This is a genomic window from Sorangium sp. So ce1335, from assembly GCF_051521615.1.
In the GTDB taxonomy this organism is placed as follows: domain Bacteria; phylum Myxococcota_A; class Polyangia; order Polyangiales; family Polyangiaceae; genus Sorangium.
Window position 1 is genome coordinate 8,378,754 of record NZ_CP150363.1, and the last position, 22,019, is coordinate 8,400,772.

The 22,019-nt window shown below is 73.1% G+C and carries 14 protein-coding genes and 1 riboswitch; of the genes, 5 read left to right on the forward strand and 9 right to left on the reverse strand.

What is annotated here, in order from left to right:
• Positions 1-945 carry an MbnP family copper-binding protein gene (locus WMF24_RS30915; RefSeq protein ID WP_437731010.1) on the reverse strand — a complete coding sequence of 315 codons (945 nt, stop codon included), beginning with the start codon at positions 943-945 and terminating at the stop codon, positions 1-3.
• A gap of 286 nt (positions 946-1,231) precedes the next feature.
• Between WMF24_RS30915 and WMF24_RS30920 the strand changes: the two genes are divergently transcribed.
• The 3 genes from WMF24_RS30920 to WMF24_RS30930 are packed head-to-tail and all read left to right on the forward strand — an operon-like array spanning position 1,232 to position 5,223.
• Positions 1,232-3,400, forward strand: coding sequence for a TonB-dependent receptor (locus tag WMF24_RS30920; protein ID WP_437731011.1), 2,169 nt, complete (start codon positions 1,232-1,234; stop codon positions 3,398-3,400).
• A 48-nt stretch (positions 3,401-3,448) separates the two neighbouring features.
• A complete protein-coding gene (locus WMF24_RS30925; RefSeq protein WP_437731012.1) occupies positions 3,449-4,369 on the forward strand; it encodes a hypothetical protein in 921 nt (306 codons plus the stop codon).
• A complete protein-coding gene (locus tag WMF24_RS30930) occupies positions 4,366-5,223 on the forward strand; it encodes a hypothetical protein (protein WP_437731013.1) in 858 nt (285 codons plus the stop codon). The genes WMF24_RS30925 and WMF24_RS30930 overlap by 4 nt, the downstream gene beginning before the upstream one ends.
• A gap of 222 nt (positions 5,224-5,445) precedes the next feature.
• Here the strand turns inward: WMF24_RS30930 and WMF24_RS30935 are convergent, their stop codons facing one another.
• From WMF24_RS30935 to WMF24_RS30965, 7 genes are all read right to left on the reverse strand, one after another.
• On the reverse strand, positions 5,446-7,092 hold the full coding sequence (locus tag WMF24_RS30935) for a protein kinase domain-containing protein (RefSeq protein ID WP_437731014.1): 1,647 nt from the start codon (positions 7,090-7,092) through the stop codon (positions 5,446-5,448).
• Positions 7,093-7,106: 14 nt separating this feature from the next.
• A complete protein-coding gene (locus tag WMF24_RS30940; protein WP_437731015.1) occupies positions 7,107-8,363 on the reverse strand; it encodes an NAD(P)/FAD-dependent oxidoreductase in 1,257 nt (418 codons plus the stop codon).
• 126 nt (positions 8,364-8,489) lie between these two features.
• The gene (locus WMF24_RS30945; RefSeq protein ID WP_437731016.1) at positions 8,490-9,254 is read right to left on the reverse strand and encodes a class I SAM-dependent methyltransferase; all 765 of its coding nucleotides are present in this window, start codon (positions 9,252-9,254) and stop codon (positions 8,490-8,492) included.
• 81 nt (positions 9,255-9,335) lie between these two features.
• On the reverse strand, positions 9,336-10,361 hold the full coding sequence (locus tag WMF24_RS30950; RefSeq protein WP_437731017.1) for a dipeptidase: 1,026 nt from the start codon (positions 10,359-10,361) through the stop codon (positions 9,336-9,338).
• An 87-nt stretch (positions 10,362-10,448) separates the two neighbouring features.
• Positions 10,449-10,766 (reverse strand): quaternary ammonium compound efflux SMR transporter SugE, encoded by a 318-nt coding sequence (gene sugE, locus WMF24_RS30955; RefSeq protein ID WP_437731018.1) that lies wholly within the window; start codon positions 10,764-10,766, stop codon positions 10,449-10,451.
• Between the two features lie 22 nt (positions 10,767-10,788).
• Positions 10,789-10,855, reverse strand: a riboswitch (guanidine-III (ykkC-III) riboswitch).
• Positions 10,856-11,433: 578 nt separating this feature from the next.
• A complete protein-coding gene (locus tag WMF24_RS30960; RefSeq protein WP_437731019.1) occupies positions 11,434-12,174 on the reverse strand; it encodes a pyridoxine 5'-phosphate synthase in 741 nt (246 codons plus the stop codon).
• Between the two features lie 155 nt (positions 12,175-12,329).
• Positions 12,330-12,683 carry an SPW repeat domain-containing protein gene (locus tag WMF24_RS30965; RefSeq protein ID WP_437731020.1) on the reverse strand — a complete coding sequence of 118 codons (354 nt, stop codon included), beginning with the start codon at positions 12,681-12,683 and terminating at the stop codon, positions 12,330-12,332.
• Positions 12,684-12,998: 315 nt separating this feature from the next.
• On the opposite strand from WMF24_RS30965, the gene WMF24_RS30970 reads away from it, so the two are divergent.
• The gene (locus WMF24_RS30970; protein WP_437731021.1) at positions 12,999-14,108 is read left to right on the forward strand and encodes a THUMP domain-containing class I SAM-dependent RNA methyltransferase; all 1,110 of its coding nucleotides are present in this window, start codon (positions 12,999-13,001) and stop codon (positions 14,106-14,108) included.
• A gap of 15 nt (positions 14,109-14,123) precedes the next feature.
• Here the strand turns inward: WMF24_RS30970 and WMF24_RS30975 are convergent, their stop codons facing one another.
• Entirely contained in the window at positions 14,124-16,229 is a 2,106-nt protein-coding gene (locus tag WMF24_RS30975; RefSeq protein ID WP_437731022.1) for a protein kinase domain-containing protein, read from the reverse strand.
• Between the two features lie 563 nt (positions 16,230-16,792).
• Here WMF24_RS30975 and WMF24_RS30980 point away from each other — a divergent pair.
• A complete protein-coding gene (locus WMF24_RS30980) occupies positions 16,793-21,781 on the forward strand; it encodes a hypothetical protein (RefSeq protein ID WP_437731023.1) in 4,989 nt (1,662 codons plus the stop codon).
• Positions 21,782-22,019 lie beyond the last annotated feature (238 nt).

The window sequence follows — 22,019 nt, forward strand, 5'->3', positions numbered from 1 at the left end:
CTACTCTACCCTGAAGAACGCCTGACGCTCGGGGTGCGCCGAGCCATCGGTGAGATCGATGCCGAGCCGGGTGAACACCGGCTCACAGGCGGCGTTGTCCGGCTCGGACATGCAGCCGCCGTGAGCGCCCTCGGCAGCCCCGACATCGCTGTCCATCACGAGCGACGCATAGTCGACGAGCACCGTCGTCGTGAGCGGGTCGACGCCATCGAGGACGACCTCGGCGATGTTGGGGCGGTCGCACGTCACCTCGCCGTCCGCGCCGTTGGCGCAGCCGGTGCTGCCGACATGCACGATGAAGGCGCCCTGGTCCGCCTCGGCGATGCTGTCGATGCGAAGGAACTTGTACCCGGCGGTCCAGCTCCAGAACAGGCCCGACAGGTTGAGCGGCGACGGCGCCGACGACGCATCGCCGTGGTTCAGCTCGGGCGGGAGGCCCACCTTGAACGACAGGCCGTCGTACTCCCCGGCCGGGACCGCCCCGCGCACCAGCGAGTTCGTCTCCTGCGTCCCGTTGGCGCAGCTCCCCGACCTGTCCTCGAAATCGAGGAGCACGACGTCCTGGTGCTGCCACCGCCCGTCCTGCTCGAGCGCCACCGGCACCAGCTCGCCGTCGGCCCGGCGCAGGCGGACATCGTGAATGTACACGCGGAAATCGTTGAGCCTCACCTCGGTCTGCGAGGTGCCGACAGCGTACGATTCCTCGCAGGAGAACACGGCGTCGGCGACGCGGCCTTCGAACTTCAACTCGACAGGAATTGTTCCGTCACCGCCGCCTTCGCCGCCGGCAGCGCCGGTGCCGCCGCTCCCGCCGCCGCCGGTGCCCGTCGAGGTCGTCGCGGCGTCGACAGGATCCGTCCCGCTCTCGCCGCCGCACGCGATGAGCGAGAGCGCCGCGCCGACCAGCGGAAGCAAGAGTCGTGATGCACGAAGACTGGATTTCATGAAAGCCCTCCTGGGGAACGACACGCGCCACGATAGGCCGCGTCGCAACCAAGCTGAATGCGACATGTTGTCGCGATCGCCATCGCTGTGCACTCCAGAGCGCGAGTCGGTCGACGTCGAAAAAGAGCGCTCGACTTGCCGGTGCCGCGCCCGGCCGCCTGGGCAGGGGCGCCGTGGGCGCCGCGCGCCCGTCGCCTGGAGGGCGCGCCACCTCGCCGCAGGCGAACGGACGTTTCCGGACCGTAGCACGAAATAAAAAGATCGTGCTACGGTCCGGCCCGTCTGGATGACCCGCCCCCTGCGCGCGGCGCTCGCGCCGCTGCTTATCACCACGGCCGCTGCGGCGGCGCGCGCCGACGACATGGCCGCGTCGCCCGCCGACGACACCCCAGGGACGCCGGCCGCCGACGCTCGAGGGAGACCCGCCGCCGAGGGGCCAGGGACGCCCGCCGCCGCGCCGGGGGGCGGCGATACCTCGGCGGGCGCGCCCGCCGAGGTCGTCGTCCAGGGCGCGCGGCCGCCGCGCAGCGCCTCGGAGACGGTGCGGGAACGGGCGGAGGTGAAGGCGGCGCCGCACCGCACCGCGAGCGACGTGCTGCAGCTCGTGCCGGGCGTCTTCGCGACCCAGCACAGCGGCGAGGGCAAGGCGCACCAGATCTTCTTCCGCGGCTTCGACGCGGTCCACGGGCAGGACCTCGAGATCTGGGTCGCCGGCGCGCCGGTCAACGAGGTCTCCAATGTCCACGGGCAGGGCTACGCCGACCTCCACTTCGTCATGCCCGAGGTGATCCGCGAGCTCCGCGCCCAGCCCGGATCATACGACCCCCGCCAGGGCGACTTCGCCGTCGCCGGCTCCGTGCGCTTCGAGCTCGGCTACGACGAGCCGGGGATCACCGTCGCCGCCGGCGCCGGCTCGGCCGACGCGCGCCGGCTCTTCCTCGCCTACCACCCCGGGCGCGCCGACGAGGCGACGTTCGCCGCCTTCGAGGCGTACGAGAGCGACGGCTTCGGACCCGCCCGCGCCGCGAGCCGCACGTCGTTCATCGCGCAGGGCGTCTACCAGCCGGCCTCCGGGCTCAGCGCGCGCGTGATGGCGTCGGCGTTCGCCGCGCGCTTCGGCTCCGCCGGCGTCCTGCGCCTCGACGACATCGAGGCGGGCAAGGTCGACCGCTTCGCCTCGTACGACCCGGACCAGGGCGGCGACTCGTCGCGCGCGCAGCTCGTCCTCGACCTGCGCGCCGCCGGCGACGCGCCCGGCGAGGGCCTGTCGCTCGCGCCGTTCGTCGTGCTGCGCGCGCTCCGGCTGCGCTCGAACTTCACCGGCTACCTCGAGGATCCGGCCTCCGGCGACGCCACCGAGCAGCGCAACGAGGCGATCACCGTGGGCGCCACCGCGTCGTACCGCCTCCGGTTCCCGCTGCTCTCGGACCGCGACGCGCTCGAGGCGGGGGTCGTCGCGCGCAGCGACTGGATCGAGCAGTCGCAGCGCCGCCTCGCCGCCGTCGACGACCGGCCGACCGCCACGCTCGTCGACGCGCGGGTGCGCGCCACCGACATCGCCGGCTACCTCGACGCGTCGATCCGGCCGGCGCGGCGGGTCGAGGTGCGCGGCGGGCTGCGCGCCGACGGGCTCGCGTACCAGGTCCTCGACGGCGCGCGCGAGGGCGCCGCGGCCCGCAGCGCGCAGGGCGTCCACGTGGGCGGCAAGGGCACCGTCGACGTCGTGCTGCTCCCGGGGCTCCACGCGCTCGCGAGCGTGGGCCAGGGGTTCCGCTCGCCCCAGGCGCGCAGCCTCGGCGACGGCGAGCGGGCGCCGTTCACGCGCGCGCTCTCCGCCGAGGCGGGGCTCCGCTACGCGGACGAGCGCGTGCGGGCGTCCGCGGCGCTGTTCCACGCGCGCCTCGGCGAGGACCTCGTCTTCGACGAGGCGACCGGCCGCAACGAGCCCGTGCCCGCCACGGCCCGCACCGGCGTCGCCCTCGACGCCGTCGCGCGCCCCGCGCCGTGGCTCGTGTCGAGCGTCGGCCTGACGTACACCCGCGCCGCCTTCACCGCCGCCGGCGGGCGAAACGCCGCGGGCGACCTGCTGCCGTTCGTGCCGCAGGTCGTCGCGCGCGCCGACCTCGCGGTGACGCCGCGCCTCGGCGCGCTCTTCGGCCGGCGCCTCGAGGCCCACGCCGGCGCCGGCGCCACGCTGCTCCACCGCCGGCCCCTGCCCTTCGGGGAGATCGGTCACGACGCGCTCCTCACCGACGCGACAGCGCGCCTCCGCTACCACCGCGTCGAGCTCGGCGTCGACGTCTACAACCTCCTCGACGCGGACTGGTTCGACGGCGAGTTCGTCTACCCGTCGCGCTTCGACCGGGGCGCGGCGCCCGACCTGCTGCCCGCGCGCCACGTGACGGTCGGCGCCCCGCGCAGCGTCTTCGCGTCGCTCTCTCTCTACATCGACTGATCGCATCAACCTATCCCACCGACTGAGCACATCGGCAGAGGTCCCTCGATGACATCGTTCACGGCACAGGACAGATCCCGGCGGCGCGCCGCGCGCGGCGCCCCGGGGCGCCTCGCCGCGGCGCTCGCCGCGGGCGCGCTCGCCGCCGGGTGCGGCACGGGCGACGGCGACGCGACGAGCGGCAAGCGCCTCACGCTCGCCACGCAGGTCGCCGCCGACGCGGCCTCGGTCGAGCCGTTCACCACCGCGCTCGGCTGGACCATCACGCTGTCGAGGGCGCACCTGTCGGTCGGGTCGCTCCACTACTTCGAGGGCGCCCCGCTCACCGCGCACGGCGGGGCGCCGGGCCGCGGCGGCGCCGCCTCGCCGCTCGATCGGCTCGTCCGGTGGGTGGTGCCCGAGGCGCACGCCCACCCGGGGCACTACACGGCCGGCGAGGCGAGGGGTCAGATGGCCGAGCGCACCTCGGTCGACCTGCTGCGCGGCGCGACCGCGCTCGCGGACGCGGACGCGGTGAGCGGGGCCGTGCGGTCCGCGCGCTTCACGTTCGGCGCGCCCCCCGCCGGCCCGCTCGCCGCGGCGCTCGACGGGCGCGTCGTCGCGGTCGAGGGCCGCGCCGAGAAGGGCGATCTCGCGCGGGTGTTCCGCGCCCGCGCCGGCGCCGCGGACGTCGCCGACGCCGCGACCGGCGAGCCGGCGGTGGAGGGGTGCGCCTTCGACGAGGCCTTCCTCGACGGGCCCGGCGTCGTCACGCTCGTCGTGAAGCCCTCGGTCTGGCTCGATCAGGTCGACTTCGAGGAGGTGGCCGCGAGCGAGGACGGCGAGCCGGTCGAGCTCGCGACGGGGAGCCAGGCGCAGCGCGGCTTCACGCGCGGGCTGAAGAAGGGGACCGCGTACGCCTTCTCGTTCGCCCCCGGCTCTCCGGACCAGGCGGACGACGCGGAGACATCGGAGGACGATCAGCGATGAGGATCAGCGGAGCAAGGCGCGCGGCGGCGCTGTCGCTCGCCGCGGCGGCGCTCGCCGGCTGCGGCGACGACGGCGCGGCGGGGGTCGGGCGCGTGGAGTTCACCACGTGGGGCGAGGAGTACATCGAGCAGGAGATCCCGGCCGCCGATCTCGAGGACGGCTGGAGCGTCCAGTACCAGAAGTTCCTGTTCGTCCTCCGGAACGTGACCGTCGCCGACCGCGACGGGAACGTCGGGGCGCGCATGCAGGGCTCGATCCTGTTCGACCACACGAAGCCGGGCCCGAAGCCGGTCGTGACGTTCGACGACCTCGAGGCGAGGCCGTGGGAGCGCGTCTCCTACGAGATCGGCCCCGCGGACGCGGACACCGCGCTCGAGGGGGCGACGGAGGCGGACAAGGCGCTCCTGATCGAGGCGGGCGCGTCGGTGCACATCGAGGCGACGGCGCGCAAGGGCGACGTCGAGAAGCGCCTCGACTGGACCTTCGCGCGCGCGACGAGGTACGCCGACTGCGCGGGCGAGCGGGCCGGCAAGGAGACCGACGGCGTCCTCGTCACGAACGGCGGCACCGACACCGTGGAGCTCACGATCCACGGCGACCACTTCTTCTACGACGACCTCCAGGCCGCGACGGCGGCGCGCCGCTTCGCGCCCATCGCCGCCGCGGACGCCGACGACGACGGGGCCGTCACCCTGGAGGAGCTCGCGGCGGTGCGCCTCGTCGCGATCGACGAGGGCCCCTACGGGACCGGCAGCGCCGGGGACATCGACGATCTCGGGGCCTTCGTCGCGGCCCTCTCGCGCACGCTCGGGCACTTCCGCGGCGAGGGCGAGTGCGTCTCCGTCGATCCGTGACGGGCGCCGTCCGCGGGTAGTGCGGCACTCTGGCCGCAAGTGCGGGACTTGGGGAACCGCCAAGGCGCCAAGACGCCAAAAATCTCAATGATTTTGCGTTCTTGGCGTTCTTGGCGGTTCGATCCTCTGCGGCGCTGTCTGCGGTGAGTACCGCACCACCCGTCCGCGCCCGATCCGCGCCGGCGCCCCCGATCCGCGACGGCTTCCGCCCGGCCGGCGCGATCACTCGATCGCGACCGTCGTCGAGACCTCCTGAAGCTCGGTGCCGTCGAACGCCGGCACCCGGGCGGAGCCGAGCAGCATCTGCACGCACGTCCCGGCCTGCGTCATCGCGACCATCGGATCGAGGCTGATGCGCTGCACGCCGCCCGTGGGGTTGAAGAACACCCGCGCGGACACCGCCTTCGGCCCCGCCTTGCCCTTGCAGTGGACGCGCGCGGTCGCCCCCTTGCGCTGCAGCGCCGCGTGGGCCGCGGCGTGATCGAACGGCCGCGCCGCGGCCGCCTGCGGCGCCGCGGCCGACTGCGCCGCGGCCGACTGCGCCGCGGCCGACGCCGCCGCCGGCGCGTTGCCCTCGCGCGACGGGCGCGGCGCCTTGGACAGGACCAGCGGCATCGGGTTGTGGGGAGGCGCCGGCGCCTTCTCCTCGGCGCTCGCCGCCGCCGCGGCGCGCGCGTCGTCGCCGCGCCCCGCGCTGACCACCGCGGGGAGCGCCGTCGCGGGCAGGCGCTGCGCGACGGCGACCTCGTCCGGCGCGCGGCCGGCCGCGTACGCGATCGCCGCCGCCGTGGCGCCGCCGAGCAGGCCGCACGCGAGGAGCACCGGCCCCCAGGAGGTCCGCCTGCGGGGCCCCTCCGCCGGCGCGCTGCTCGCCGAGGCCGGCGCGCTGCCCGGCGGGACGGACGCGGCAGGCCGCGCCCGCCCCGCGGAGATGGGCGGCGCCACCGAGATGGGGGCGCGCGCGAGGTGCGGGTCGGCGAAGAGCGCGGGCCCGAGCGCGTCGAACGCCTCCTGCGCGGTCGGGAAGCGCTGCGCCGGGTCGCGCGCGACGCAGCGCGCGAACCAGGCGTCGAACGGGTGTACGACGCAGCCCGCCCGCCCGAGCGCCATCGCGCGCACCGACGCCGGGTCGAGCGGCTCGATCAGGATCTCGCGGAGCAGCACGGGCATCGCCGTCCCCATCGGGTCGTTCGCGGCGCGCCAGTACATCCGCCCCGTGAGCATCGCGAACGCGATGAGCCCGAGCGCCCACACGTCGGTCGCCGGCCCGATCTGCCCGCGCGCCTCCGTCTGCTCGGGCGCCATCCAGAGGGGCGTGCCGAGCGACGCGGTCGCCATCGTGTTCGCCTCCGCCGCGACCCGCGCGATGCCGAAGTCGAGCACCTTGACCGACCACGGCGCCGTCGCGCTGTTCCTCTTCGCGAGGAAGATGTTCTGCGGCTTGATGTCCCGGTGCACGACGCCCGCCCGGTGGGCCGCGCCGAGCGCGTGGCAGAGCTGCCGGAAGATCTCGTGCGTGTCCTGCGGCGAGAACAGCCCGCAGCGCCGCATCCGCACCGAGAGGTCCTCCCCGTCGAGCAGCTCCATCGCGATCCACGGCACGCCGCTCGCCTGGTCAATGCCGGCGCCGATCACCTGCACGACGTGCTCGCTCTCCACCAAGGCGCCGACGCGCGCCTCCTGCTCGAAGCGCTCGCGCAGCCGGGCGTCGGCGCAGAGCTGGGGGTGCATCAGCTTGAGGGCCCGCAGCTTGCCGGTGCTCGCCTGCTCGGCGACGTACACGGCGCCCATGCCTCCGGCGCTGAGGGGCCGCACGATCCGGAACTCGCCGAAGAGCATCCCGACCGCCGGCTGGAACGGCGCGATCATGGCGGCCGATGCTATCACGCTCGCCCCCGGGGGCGATGCTCGCGCGCGCCGCGCGCCGGGAGCGACGCGAGCAGGCGATCGATCCCGATCCGTCCCACCACGAGCGCGCCCGTCGCCGCGGCGCGCAGCGCGTCCGGCGCGGGCTGGGGTCTGCCGGCGAAGTGGCGCATGCCGAAGCGCAGGAACGACGGCTCGTCGAGGAGGTAGCGCTCCACGCGCTCCCGCGGCGCGCCGTAGAAGGCGCGCATCACCCGGCGCCGGAAGCGGATGTCGAGGCCGAAGAGCGACCGCTCCACGCGCCGGCCCCAGTCGTCGAAGCGGAGATCACCGGCCTCGAGCTTCTCGGCGAGGTACGCGCCCGCGAGCGCGCCGTACGCGATCGCCTGGGCGATCCCTTCGCCGAGCATCGGATCGATGCCCGCCGCCTCGCCGACGAGCAGCGCCGCGGGCCGCGCGATCGCGGCCGCCCGGTCGAGCCCGCGCTCGGCGAAGCGCTTGCGCCTGTAGCGGCCCGGGTCGAGGCCGAGCGCCTCGAGCCTGCGGCGCAGGACGCGCTCGGCGTCGGGCGCCTCGCCCGCCGCGCGCCCGCCGTCGAGCGCGCCCTCGTGCAGCACGTACGCGCCCCGGCAGACGAGCTCGCGCCCGCCGACGACCGTGGGGAAATCCCAGAGATAGCCGGGGAACGAGCGATCCCGCATCTCGAAGTGCAGGAGATCCCGCGCCCGGTCGGCCGCGACGGGCTCGGTGTCGACCTCGACGGCCTGCGCGCGCAGCCGGCCGAACGGCAGCCCCATCGCGCGGCGCACGACGCTGCCGACGCCGTCGGCGCCCACGACGACCCGGCCGGCGAAGGCCCCGGCCGAGCTCTCGACCTGCGCGCCGCGCGGGCCCAGCGCGGCGGCCGTGACCCGCGCCCCCTCGACGATCCGGACGCCCCGCGCCCGCGCGGCGCCCGCGAGCGCACGGTCGAACTCGACGCGCCGGATCACGCGGCCGATGTGCCCCTCGCGCAGCGCGAGCTCGCCGGACTGGAACGCCGCGCTGACGCCGTTCACCGGGACCGAGGGCACGTCGATCGTCACCCCGGCGGCCGCGAGCGTCCTGTCCGCGCGCCCGCCGAGCCCGCCCGCGCAGCACTTGTCCCTCGGGTAGCGCTCCTTTTCGAGCACCACGATCCTGTCGGCGAGGGCCGGGCGATGGTGCACGAGGAAGATCGCCGTGCTCATGCCCGCCGGCCCGCCGCCGACGATCACGACCTCGTTCGCCGACATGCGGCGCCGCTCTAGCACGGCGCATCCGCCGCGGGCTCGCCGCCGCTCGGCCCGCCCGCGGGCGGCTCAGCGCCGCTCGGCCCGCCCGCGGGCGGCTCAGCGCCGCTCGGCCCGCCCGCGGGCGGCTCAGCGCCGCTCGTACGACGCAACGAGCGTGCGGTACGGGAAGAGGAACGCGCTCTTGCCCGCGAGGTCCGGGTGGGTCGCCGCCAGGTCGCGGACCTCGTTCAGGACCGCGTACCGCTCCTGGAGCGGGAGCGCGGCGATGTAGCTGATCGAGGCGACGCGCTCGAGGAGCCCGTCGAGGTCGAGTTCCTGCGCGTGGGTGAGCTCGTGCTCGCCGAGCGGCGCGAACAGGCGGCTCTCGAAGAACGTCCGGCGCCACGCGCCGATCCTGTGGGTCGGCGCGTCCCGGCCGTGGCGGTCGAGGATGCGGGAGATGCGGGCGACCCAGTCGACGCGCTCGTCGCGCAGGTTGAAGAGCAGCGCGAGGCGCCGCTTCGGCCGGAGCACGCGGTGGATCTCGGCCAGGGCGAGATCGCCGTGGAACCAGTGGAACGACTGCGCGGCGACCGCGGCGTCGACCGACGCGTCGGGCAGGGGGATGGCCTCGGCGACGCCGTCGAGCAGCGTGGCGGACGGGACCATCTGGCTGAGCTTGCGGCGCATCCCCTCCACCGGCTCGAGCGCGAGGAGCCGCGCGCCCGTCGGCGCCAGGAGCCGCGTGAGCTTGCCCGTCCCCGCGCCGAGATCGAGCACGGTGCTCGAGGCGTCGATGCGGAGCGTGTCGAGCAGCAGCTCGATCGCGCCGCGCGGGTAATCGGGGCGCCCTTTCTCGTAGGCGTCGGCTGCAGTCGCGTAGCCCTGCGCGGCGAGGCGATGGAGAGTCATGAGCTGCTTCCTCTCGGCGTGGAGAGACCTCGAGCAGCGCCGGAGGGACCACCCACCCCGACTGCCCCCTTGAGGCACAGGCTACGCAACCGCACGCCCTTGTGGAAGCGGGTTGTCGCGCAAAATGCGCATCACGTTTCCCCGAAGCACCTTGGCAATGACGCGCTCGCTCAACCCCGCTGCGAGCAGCGCATCCGTCAAGAGCGGAAGGTGCGCGGCGTCGCGGAGATCGCGTGTCGGGATGATGAAGCCGTCCCAATCGGATCCGAGCGCCGGGGTGTCCTCGCCGGCAACGTTGATGATGTGGCGCAGGTGCCTGACGACGGGCTCGAGCCCGTTACCTCCGAGGTAGAGCGGACAGAAGATGATCCCGGCGCACCCGCCGCGGTCGGCCACGGCGCGGAGCTGGTCGTCATCGATGTTGCGCCAGTGCTCGAACGCGCCGGCGACGCCGGTGTGGCTGACGACCGGCGGCCGGCGCGCGAGGGCGCAGGCCTCGAGGAAGCCCGCGCGGTTGATGTGCGCGAGGTCGACGATGACGCCGAGGTCCTCGGCGCGGCGCACGACGTCGCGGCCGAAGGGGGTGAGGCCCGCGCCGTCGTTGCGGCCGCTGCCGTAGGCGGGGAAGCACGCCTCGTTGGCCGTGAAGTGGCAGAGCCCGAGGTAGCGCACGCCGCGCCGGGCGAAGCGCTCGAGCGTGTCGAGCTCGCCCTCGAGCGCGTGGGCGCCCTCGACGCCGAGCAGGGCCGCGACCGCGCCGCGGGCCCTCGCCGCCTCGACGTCCTCCGCGGTCAGCGCCTTGACGAGGCGGCCTGGCTGCGCGCGCACGGCCTGCTCGAGGAGGTCGATCTGCTCGTCGATGACGGCGGCGAGGCCGCGCCGCTGCCCGATCGGCAGCGAGACGAGCCCGAAGAACTGCGCGCCGACGCCGCCCTCGACGAGCCGGGGGACGTCGACGTGCCCGCCGAGGGCCGCCAGCGGCAGCGGCGGCTCGTGGCGCTCGTGCAGATCGTAGCCGACCCAGCGCGACCACATGAGGCTGTCGGCGTGGAGATCGATGGCGGGGAACTGCGCGTGAAGGGCGCGGGCTTCAGGGGTTCCGTGCATGAGGACGAGGGTAGTCCAGCCGGGGGCGGTCGGCCGCGGGCTCGCCGCGGCTCTGCGGTGGACGCTCAGTGGACGCTCAGTGGACGCTCAGTGGCTCGAGAGCTTCAGGCCGAGGATGGCCACGACGAGCAGCGCGAGGAAGCCGAGCCGCGCGGGCGTGGCCGGCTCGCCGAACAGGAAGATACCCGCAACGGCCGCCCCGAACGCGCCGATGCCGACCCAGACGGCGTAGGCCGTGCCGATGGGCAGGGTGCGCGAGGCGTACTCGAGCAGGACCAGGCTCGCGATGATCGCGCCGATGGTGAGCGTGGTCGGCAGCGGGCGCGTGAAACCCTGTGTGTACTTGAGCCCGACGGCCCAGCAAACCTCGAGCAGGCCCGCCAGGAGCAACACCAGCCAGGACATGACGACATCTCCTTGTGATGTGGTCGCGTCGTCTTGTCCTGACCGGGTACGGCGCGTCTCGTCCGGGGCGCCCCTCGCCGAGGCGCCGCCGGCAACCTAGCAGGAGAGGTCGTCAGCGCAAAGATCCGCCCACCGCGGGGCGCGACCGGCCGGACGGCCGCCGCTGCCGTCATCGGCCCCATCGGCCGGCTCCCCTGGACAGCGCAGCTCCTGTCGACCGATTCCCGTGCCTTGTCTCCCGTCATTCCGCCGGCGCGCGCTGCTCGTCCTCGTCCATCGCGAGGTTGGCTTCTGCGTCGCGGATCAGCGCGCTGGCGAGCTCGTTGATGTAGTCCTCGATGGCGATCTACCGAGTCCAATCCATGCGACAGCGTCAGGACACGAGAGCATCGAAGCAACCGCTCGCCGCCGATGCGCGACGAGCGATTGTCCTCGAGCAGTGAAGTTGAACACCAGGACGCCAGGAGTCCCAAGACGAGAGAGGAGAGCGATTCATCCTCTCCGGATCGACGGCAAGGCCCCCTGGAACAACGAGCACGTTGAGCGAGCGAGAAATGAACCGCCAAGGCGCCAAGGGCGCCAAGAAGAAGACAATGTCTTGGCGTCTTTGGCGTCTTGGCGGTTCGAAGTTCTGCTCGTTTCAGGCGGGTTCAACCCGTTTGTTGCTCTAGCGCGCGGGCGGCTTGTACCGCCCCTCGACGGCCAGGAGGTAGTCGGCCACCGACCGCTGCATGCCGACCTCCAGCGCGTGCGCCACGAGGTGGTGGCCGATCGACGCCTCCTGGATCTGCGGCGCCTCGCGCACGAGCGGCCCGAGGTTGTCCACGGTGAGGTCGTGCCCCGCGTTGATCCCGACCCCCGCGTCCACCGCGGCCCTCACCGTCGCGACGATCTTGTCGAGCTCCGCGCGGTGATCTCCGCGGTCGAACGCCTGCGCATAAGGGCCCGTGTAGATCTCGATGCGATCGGCCCCGATCTCCGCGACCACCGGCACCACCGACGGGTCGGCCTCGACGAAGAGGCTCGTCCGGATCCCCTCGTCCTTGAGCCGCTTCACCACCGGCTGGAGGAGGAACCGCCACTTCACGACGTCCCAGCCGCGGTGCGAGGTGAGCTCCCCCGGCGAGACAGGGACCAGCGTGCACTGCGTCGGCCGGAGCTCGAGCGTGAGATCGAGGAACTCCTCGCGGATGTCGCCCTCGAAGTTCGTCTCCACCGTGGTGATGTGGCGAGTCACCGCCCGCGCGTCGTCCGGCGTGATGTGCCGCCGGTCGGCCCTCGGGTGGATCGTGATGCCGTGCGCCCCGTAACCCACGATCTTCTGCGCGAACGAGAGGACGTTGGGCGCGTCGTGGCCCCTCGAGTTCCGCAGGAGCGCGATCTTGTTCACGTTGACGCTGAGCTTCATCGGGACATCCTCTCGCGGGCTTGCGCGCGGCGCTCGCGACGCCGCTATACACGATCGCCGCCGCGAGGCGAACACGCGCCGCGGGCCGGCCAGAGCGGCGCGACCTGCCGGCAGCGCGACGCCGGCCCGGAGCCGGCGCCGCGCCCCGCGCGCCCCTACAGGCGCGGCGCGGCCCCCGGGCCCCGCACCCCGCGCTCCGCCGGCAGGGTGGGGAGGAGCGAAACGACGAGCATGACGATCGAGACGAGCACGTTGTTCCACACCGTCCCCATCGACACCGCCGGGATGGCCCAGGCGCTGACGAAGAGCCAGATCGCCAGGATCGTGTTGAGGTAGCGCGCCTTCGGCGCCCAGATCGCGAGCAGGGCAAAGAGCACGCAGAGCGCGCCCACCACCCAGGTGTTCGTGAACTGCCCCTGGCTGTGCCGCCAGAGGAAGGCGGAGATGAACAACCAGATCCCGAACGCGATGTTGATGCCGCTCGCCGCCGTCATCGGATGCCGCCGCATGGTCTCCCCTCCTCGACATGGCCGTGCCGGCGATCTCCGCCGGGCAACGCCCTCGCCCCCTCGCCAGGCCGCCCGCTCGCCGCGTACCGCGCGCGGGCGCCGCTGCTCCGTCATCCATGCGAATCCAGTGCCACGGCCGCGCCCCGCCGCGCGGCGCCGGCCGAGCTCACGCGCCGCCGGCCCGCGGAGGATCTGGCCCTCCATCGTCGCGTCGCGCGGCGGCGACGGCGGCGGCCGCGCGCGCTCGCGACGCGCGGCCGCCGGACGCGTTCGTGAGGGCCGCCGCGCGATCGATCGGCTACAAGCCCCGGCGCCATGGACTTCTTCGCGACCGCCGCCAAAGGCACCGAGCCCGCCCTCCGCGACGAGCTCCGCGAGCTCCGCTTCCGCGGCGTCCGCGCCGATCGCGGCGGGGTCCACTTCTCCGGCGCCCCGGACGAGGGCTTCCGCGCCTGCATCGAGCTCCGCACCGCCGTGCGCGTGCTCGCGGAGCTCGCCGCCTTCGACGCGCCGAGCGGGGACGCGCTCTACGAGGGCGTCTCCGGCGTCGACTGGGCCCCTTACCTGAGCCCGGTCCACACGCTCGCCGTCCGCGCCTCCTGCCGCTCGAGCGCGCTGACCCACACCCAGTTCATCGCCCAGCGGACGAAGGACGCGATCGTCGACCAGATCCGGCGCCGCGTCGGCGCCCGCCCGTCCGTCGACCTCGACGACCCCGACCTCGCCCTCTTCGTCCACCTCGTCCGCGACAGGGCGACGCTCTACGCGGACCTCGGCGGCGCCTCGCTCCACCGCCGCGGCTACCGCACGCACATCGGCGGGGCGCCGCTCAAGGAGACCCTCGCCGCCGCCCTGCTCCGCCTCTCCGGCTGGGACCGCGCCCGCCCGCTCGTCGACCCGATGTGCGGCGCCGGCACGATCGCCCTCGAGGCCGCGCTCTGGGCGCGCGACATCGCCCCCGGCCTGCGCGCGCAGCGCTTCGGCTTCGAGCGCTGGGCCTGCCACGATCAGGCCGCCGCGCAGCGCACGAGCGCGCTCCGCGACGCCGCCCGCGCGCGGATCCGGCCCGACGGCCCGCCGATCGTCGCCGCCGACATCGACCCCAGCGCCGCCGAGATCACCCGCGGCAACGCCCGGATGGCCGGCGTGCAGATCGACGTGCGCTGCCAGCCGATCACCGCGCTCGCCCCGACCACGCCGCCGGGCCACGTGCTGACCAACCCGCCCTACGGCGAGCGCCTCCCGGGGACGGCCGCCCTCTACCGCGACATGGCCGCCGCGCTCTCGCGGCTCGCGGGCCACCGCGTCGCCATCCTCGCCGGCACCGAGGAGATCGAGCGCGCGATGCGCCGCCGGCCGGAGCGCTCGCTCACCGTGTTCAACGGCCCGATCGAGTGCCGCCTGCTCACGTACGACATCCCCTGAGGCGCGCGGCGCGGCTCAGAGCAGGCGCATCAGCAGGAACATCGCCGTCGCCGTGATGAGCATGCCGGCGACGAAGCCGATGATCAGCCCGCGCTTTCCCGCGAGCCAGCTCGGCTCCCGCGCCGGCGGCGACGCGGGCGGCGCCTGGGGCACGACGAACGTGTCGGGCACGGTCGCGCGGCGCTCGAGCGCCGCGCGCTGCTCCGCGAGGGTCGCGTCGAGCTCGAGCGGCAGCGAGCCCGGCGTGGCCGGCGCCGACGCAGCGGCGGCGGCAGGGCGCGGCCGGATCGCCGCCACGGCGCCCCCCGCGCTGGCCGCGCCGAAGCCCGGCGGCGCGCCGAACTCGGGCGCCGCGCGGAGCTCGGGCGCCGCGCCGAACTCGGGCGCCGCGCCGAACCCGTGCGCCGCCTGGAGCTCTCCTGGCTGCACCGTGGGGAGCTGGCTCTCCGCCGGCCCGTGCGACGACACGAGCCGCAGCGTGTTGTTGGCGACGCGCCCGGGCCGCCTGTCCCACGCGGCCGCCGCGCCGGCGTCGAACTGCGGGCTCTGCGGCGTCACCGGCGGGACGGCCGGCGCGGAGTCGACGCGCACGAGGCCGACCTCGGCCCGCTTCTCCGGCGTGCCGAGCCCGAAGTCCTCCGCGGAGCGGAGCGTCGCCTTCACGTCGCGGCCCGGCGGCGTGATGTCGAGCTCGTCCCCGTCGTCGTACGCCGCCGTGTGGACGCGGACCTTCGGCGGAGCGCGCAGCTCGTCCTGGCGGACCATCGTCAGCGTGCTGTCGTCCTCGCCCGCGTCGTCGGACGCGCCTGGCGACGCCAGCCCGTTGCCCGCGAGCAGCGCCTCGCTGGGGCCGTGGGTCCAGGACGGGAGCTGCAGCGAGATCTCCGGCACCGACTCCCCCGCCCAGCGCTGCGGCTCGGCGCCCGCCGGCGCTTGCATCCGCGTCGGATCGAGCGTCGGCGGGAACTCCGAGGGGGGCGCGTTGAGCAGCACCGCCGGCGGGGGCCCTGCCTCGGGGCCCGGCGCTCCCGAGACGAGCGTGCGGGCCGACTCGATCGAGACCTCCGGCCTCGGCGCGGGCGCGGAGACAGGCACCGACGTCGAGCTCGGCAGCGACGTCAGCGGCGGAAACGAGGACTGCGGCGTCCATCCCGGCGGCGCGTCCCGCGAGAACAGCGAGCTCGGCTGCCGGCGCGAGATCGGCCCCAGCCCCACCGCGGTGTCGGGCAGATCGGCGAGGAGGACCCGCAGCCCGTAGCCGAGCTCGCGCGCCGTCTGGTGCCTGTCCTCCGGTTGCTTGGCGAGCGCCTTCACGATCAGCGCCTCGAGGCGCGGGTCGATCCCCGGCGCGAAGCTCCTCGGCGCCGGCACCGGCGCATGGATGTGGAGCGTCGCCGTGTGGAGCGGCGTCTCCCCCTCGAACGGCAGCCGCCCCGTGACGAGCTGGAACAGCAGCACCCCGCACGTGTACAGGTCCACCCGCTGATCGACGGGCAGCAGACCGCACTGCTCGGGGGCCATGTAGGCCGGTGTACCGATGAACGTCCCCGCGCGCGTGACGACGGAGCGCGGCTCGTTGTTGAGCTCGGGCTCGTCGCCGGACGCGGCGGTGTCGAGGATCTTGGCGATGCCGAAGTCGAGCACCTTCACGCGCTCGCCCTGGGGGTGGGTGGGGTCGGCCACCACCATGATGTTCTCGGGCTTGAGGTCGCGGTGAACGACGCCCATCTCGTGGGCGACGGCGAGCGCCTCGCACACCTCCGAGAGGATGCGGACCGCCCTCGCCTGGCCGAGCGCGCCGTGCCGCTCGAGGAGCGTGTAGAGGTCGTCCCCCGCGAGCAGCTCCATGACGATGTAGCTGAGGGAGCCCTCGACGCCGTACTCGAAGATCTTGACGGAGTTCGGGTGCTTGACCCGCGCCGCCGCCTTCGCCTCGCGCTGGAAGCGCCGGACGAACGCGCGGTCCGCCGTGAGCTCCGGGTTCATGATCTTGATCGCCACCCGGCGGGGCTCGGCGTCGCGCTCGGCGACGAAGACGCTCGCCATCCCGCCCTCGCCGAGGAAGCGGGTGATCGTGAACCGCCCGGCCACCTTGCGGCCGAGGAGAGCCTCGTGCCTCATGCGCCCGGCACCCGCCGCCGCTCGCCCCGCCCGCTCCGCCGCGGGGGCCCGTACCGCTCGCTCGCTCCCCGGCCGCCGCGCCGCCCGCGCAGCAACGCACCGCCAGGGGTGTCCGCGCGCCTGCGCGACCCGCGCGCTCGATGCGAGGGGGAGTGCACGCGGCGACCATATCAAAGAACGTGACAGCGGACGACTTGTCGGGCCGGGCAGCGGCGCGCTCCGGGCACAGCAGCGCCGCCGCCGCGGCGCAGGAACGGCGCTGCCGCCCGCGGGCGCGCGCCGGCCGTCCAGACCGCCGCCCGACCTCGCAGCGCCACCGCCCGAGCGCCGTTACCCCGCACACGCCGCCGTCGCAGGCTCGACAGGCAGCAGTTAACTCTTTAACGCCACCCCCGGTGCAAATGTGCGACAGGTGCTTAACTTATCGAAAGGGCACGGACTCGAACGCTGGAAGCACGTTGGCAGCGTTCTTGCCTGGGGGGAAATGCCTCGCGTCGCGCCGCGTGCGTCGCGAAGGGCCGGCTTGCGCATCGATCTCGACAGGCAGCTTCGGAGGATCGTTGATGAATCGAATTTTAAGGCGTGCGGTGCTCCTCGGCACCGTCGCAACGACCGTCGTGGGCGCGGGCTGCGCCCAGGAGCGGGACGATATCAACCGGGTGCAGAGGGACGTGCTCCCCAAGTCCTTCTTCGTCGGGGACAGCCTGGAGGACATCGCCGACGACCCCGAGTTCTACATGCGGGGTACGGTCATCGACGTCGGCTACGGCGCCGCCCAGGATGGGCTCTTCACGTCGACCTACGCCCAGCCCGTCTCCCGCATCAAGTGGGAGATCACCGAGAACCAGCTCAATGCCCGGCTCGCCTACGAGCGCATCGAGGGGACCGACGGCAAGGGCAACAACTATAGCGGCCTCACGAAGAAGACGACGAACGACGGCCAGATCGTCGCGAGCTACGCGATCAAGTCGCACTTCGAGATCAAGAACGACTACAACCCGGCCACGGGCGAGAAGGCGAACGTCGTCGTCGAGAACACGACCGACCTGCCCTGGTACAAGCGCCCGTACATCCGCGTCGACTGGTCGCGCAACCTCGCCACCGACGCCTACAACTTCGACACCCTCTCGCAGCTCGGCCTCTACGGCGGCATCGAGTACGAGCCGCTCGCCTACCACGTCAGCGAGACCGACGACGAGACCAACGAGGACGCGCCGCACCTCGATCCGGAGACCGGCTACTTCGACGTCACGACGAAGGCGTTCGCCACGCCGGCGATGATCGACCTCTCGAGCCTCGGCTGGGGCATCGACAAGTTCCCGGCCTGCATGCTCCCGGGCGACTTCGCCGGCGGCACCGACCCGTACGGCAACTGCAACCCGATCGAGCTCAAGATCCGGCAGTCGTTCAAGAAGGTGGTCGACACCGATTACGAGCCGGTCGACTTCGACGGCGTCCGGTTCCAGGCGTTCGGCATCTTCAACTTCGACTACCGCTACGGCTACGAGCGCAACTACGGCATCGTGGACAACCAGTGGCGGCGCTTCGCGGCCCGCTACAACCTCTGGAAGCGCAGCCACTACTACACGAGCCCGGAGACGATGGAGGGCGCGATCGCCTGCGCGACCCGCGAGACGACCTACGCCTCCGGCGACGTGACCGCCGACCCGAACCGCGACGAGGACAACGACGGCACCGCCGACGAGTGCGCCGCGGCCGGCCCGGGCTCGCAGTGCGACGTCTTCAAGCAGAAGTGCACGCTGCCCTACGCGCAGCGCGAGGCCGTCACCATCCCCTGGTACATCGGCGGCAACACGTCGGAGGACCTCTTCGAGGCGACCAACTGGGCCGCCGAGGAGTGGGATCTCGCGATGAAGACGTCGATCCAGACGGCGCGCCTCGCCGAGTGCAGGATGACCGGCGCCGCGGACTGCGACGCGCGGTTCCCGATGTGGAAGGGCCAGCAGGACGACATCGACGAGGCGATCGCGATCTCGCGCGAGCTGAACGCGTGCCGCCGCGAGAGCGGCTGGGACGCGCCGGCGTGCGACGACGCGGCCAAGGCGGCCGCGGCCGAGCTCTCCGAGCGGCGCGGCAACGACCAGGCGACGCTCGCCATCGGCGCCGTCGTGACGCAGCCGCCGGTGATCGTGCTCTGCCACAACCCCGTCGTCTCGAGCGACCACCCCGCCTGCGGCGAGGAGGGGCTCTCGCCGCGGCTCGGCGACCTCCGCTACCACAGCGTCCTCATCATCGACAAGCCGCAGACCCCCTCGGCGTGGGGCATCATGGTCGACGCCGACGACCCGGTGACGGGCGAGAAGGTGGCCGCCAGCATCAACATCTGGAGCCACGTCACCGACTCCGCGGCGCAGGGGCTCCTCGACCTCGTCCGCTACATCAACGGCGAGCTCCCGAGCTCGGAGATCACCGAGGGCAAGTACATCCGCGACTGGGCGCAGGCGAGCCGCATCTCGGGCGGCGGCCAGGGGCCCACGATGACGAAGCAGGAGGTCACGTCGCGGCTCGCGAGCGCCACGAAGCTCGACCCCGAGCAGTACAAGGAGCTCGTCGCGCACGGCGTCTCCCCGGAGATCAAGGCGCTCATCAAGCCGATGAAGGCCCAGGTGGCCGACGTCGCGGTGCGGGGCGACATCCCCTCGCCGCACCAGGCGGTCGTCGGCGCGCGCATGAAGGCCGCCCGCGGCACCCTCGCCGAGGCCGAGCTCATGAACCCGGCGATGCTCCAGCGCGCGGGCATCCCCGCCGGCCTGCCGGTCGAGGGCCCGATCGCCGCCGCCGCGTCGCCGTTCGCGATGAACAACCCGAAGGTGCAGTCGGAGCTCCGCCGCCTGCACGACAACGCGCTCGCCGAGCGCGGCGCCTGCATCCTGCACGAGGCCCCCGAGGCCTCGGCGATGACCGGCCTCGCCGAGGCGCTCCGCGAGAAGTTCCCCGTCGGCGACAACGAGACGTCCGCGGAGAAGCGGGAGCGCTACGAGCGGATGTTCAAGTACATCCAGCGCCGTTACCAGTACGCGGTCATCGCGCACGAGATGGGGCACTCGATCGGCCTCCGGCACAACTTCGTGAGCACCTACGCCTCGCTCTTCTTCCGGCCCCAGTACTGGCAGCTCAGGACGAGGAACGGGAAGATCAGGGCGCAGTGCGAGGGGAACGCGGGCGAGGACCCGGCGGAGTGCGTCGGCCCCCGCTACTTCGACGCGCTGACGGACGAAGAGCAGAAGAACATGATCTGGATGTTCCAGCACTCCACGGTCATGGACTACCCGGGCGACGTCTCGCAGGACCTCGTCGGCCTCGGCGTCTACGACTTCGCCGCCGCGCGCTTCTTCTACGGCGACACGGTGAGCGTCTACGACAACGGCGAGCGCAACTACCAGGCCGGCGGCAAGATCGGCGGCGCGCTCCTCGCGGCGACCGACACCTTCGGCGGGCTGGCGGGCATCAAGTACGGGACGTTCTCCAGGGGCGACGACAGCGTCACGGACTTCCACTACTCCCAGCTCCAGTCGCAGTACGAGGTCATCCGCGACTGCTACGACGTGCAGGCGGGCCCGCCCGCGCACTGGAACGAGGCGATCGACGGCAAGTGGCACCAGGTCATCGACGGCGGCATCGTCACCGTCGACGGCGAGACGAAGCGCTGCCGCCAGCAGCCGGTCGACTACGTGGCGTGGCGCAAGCTGCGCAAGCCGCAGGACGGCGAGACCTCGCTCGCGAGCTTCCGCGGCGGCCCGGCGGTCGACCAGCAGAGGCGCGTCCGCGTCCCGTACGCGTTCGCGAGCGACAACTGGGCCGACACCGGCAACGTCTCGGTCTTCCGGCACGACAACGGCGCCGACCCGTACGAGCAGCTGATGTTCCTGATCACCCAGCAGGAGAACAGGCACATCTTCGACAACTTCCGGCGCGGCCGCACGACGTTCAGCGTCCGCAGCGCGGCGGATCGCTCGTACGCCCGCTACAGCGAGAAGCTGCTCGGCATCGCCGGCGGCATCGGGTTCTTCGGGACGATCTACCAGGATCTCGCGACGAACCAGGGCCTGTCGTTCGACACGCTGTGGCCGCTCCTCATCGAGGGCGGCCTGGAGGAGAACGTCGTGGCCGCGACGGTGGCGTTCGACCACTTCACCAGGCAGCTCTCGCGCCCGGAGGAGGGGCCGCACTACCTGCGCGACCCGCTGTTCAACGACCCGGTCCTGCGCTCGAACAAGGACGGCGACGACTACGGCGCCGGCACCGACTTCGGCTCCTTCGGCGGCACGAAGAACAGCCCCGTGCTGGTGCAGATCCCGAACGGCTCGACCGGCTACCTGAAGGACGTCGGGTTCGGCGGTCACCCGCTCGAGAACGCGAACTCGGACTCGAACGGCGACTTCGACACCGACTACACCATCAACGCGGGCAGCTATTACGACAAGATCAACGCGGCGATCCTCCTCTCCGAGTCGGAGGACCGGTTCGTGAGCAGCTCCCGCCGCGACTTCTACGACGCGCGGTTCCGCGCGGTCGGCATGGCCGACGTGCTGCCCGAGGGGTACCGCCGCCTGCTCGCCAACGCGCTCACCGGCGACCGCTCGCTGCTCGCGCCGCGCCTGGAGGCCGACGAGAACGGCTTCCCGCTGCTCGACGCGGAGAGCACGGATCCCGACCCGCTGGCGAAGGAGTTCCCGGCACGCCCGATGGGCTGGGTGAGCTGGTGGCCGAACGAGGGGCCGCAGGTCTGCTTCCCGAGCGACGGCAAGAACCTCTGCACGAACTACATCGGCGGAGACTTCAACCCGGAGACCGTGAGCCGGACCGTCGCCGTCGACCCGCAGGTCGGCTGGGAGGTGCAGAAGTTCCTGATCGCCTGGACGCTCGCGTACATCCCCGCGAACGGCAAGACGAACTGGGTGGACATGATGCGCATCTACCGGCTCGGCAACGACGCGGAGCCCGGGATCGAGCAGCGCATCGAGTGGCAGGACCCGACGTCCGGGCAGATCTACTACGCCCGCACGTACGGCATGGAGTGCCTCTTCGGGAGCGGCGCGGACCGGGCGTCCTGCGAGGCCTCCGGCGGCAAGTGGGTGCAGAAGGGCATCGCGGCCCGCGTGCTCGAGTACGCCAACTTCCTCACGGCGAAGGGCTACCAGCTCGACACGGAGCGGTACGTCGGCAGGTTGGAGCCCGGCGAGCTGGCACCGGACGGCAGCATCCCCAGCATCCCCGCCGATCCCGCGTACGTCGCCGCGTACGGCAAGGGCTTCAACAAGTACGGCCGCGCGATGGTCACCTACCACCCGGATGGCGTCGCGATCATCGTCCCGGATCCCGCGATCAAGGACGTGCCCCCGGTCGGCGCGCTGAAGGACGTGCCGCCGTGCGATCAGAACATCAACCCGAACTGCACGCAGCTCACCCTCTACAAGAACCACTACGCGTACGAGCTGAAGGGCTACAAGTCGGTGCCCGACTACATGCTCCAGATGATGGCCCAGCTCGGCCTCGCCTCGCCTGACCAGCTCGGCGTGTACCCCGACTGATCCGCGCCTCGCTGCGCCGGGGGCCCCGCGCCGGGGCCCCCGCCCCTTCCTCTCCGCCCCCTCCTCTCCCCTCCCAGCGCCACCGACCTGAGCGCGCGGACGCCTGCCCGCGGGGCGCGCTCCACGCTGGGCCGTCGCGGCCGTCTGCCGCCGACCGCCGGCCCGGGCGCCAGCGCCGAGCGTCGCCCGCGCCGCCGCCCTTCCAGTCGCACGCGCGCAGCGGCGGCATTACGCTGCC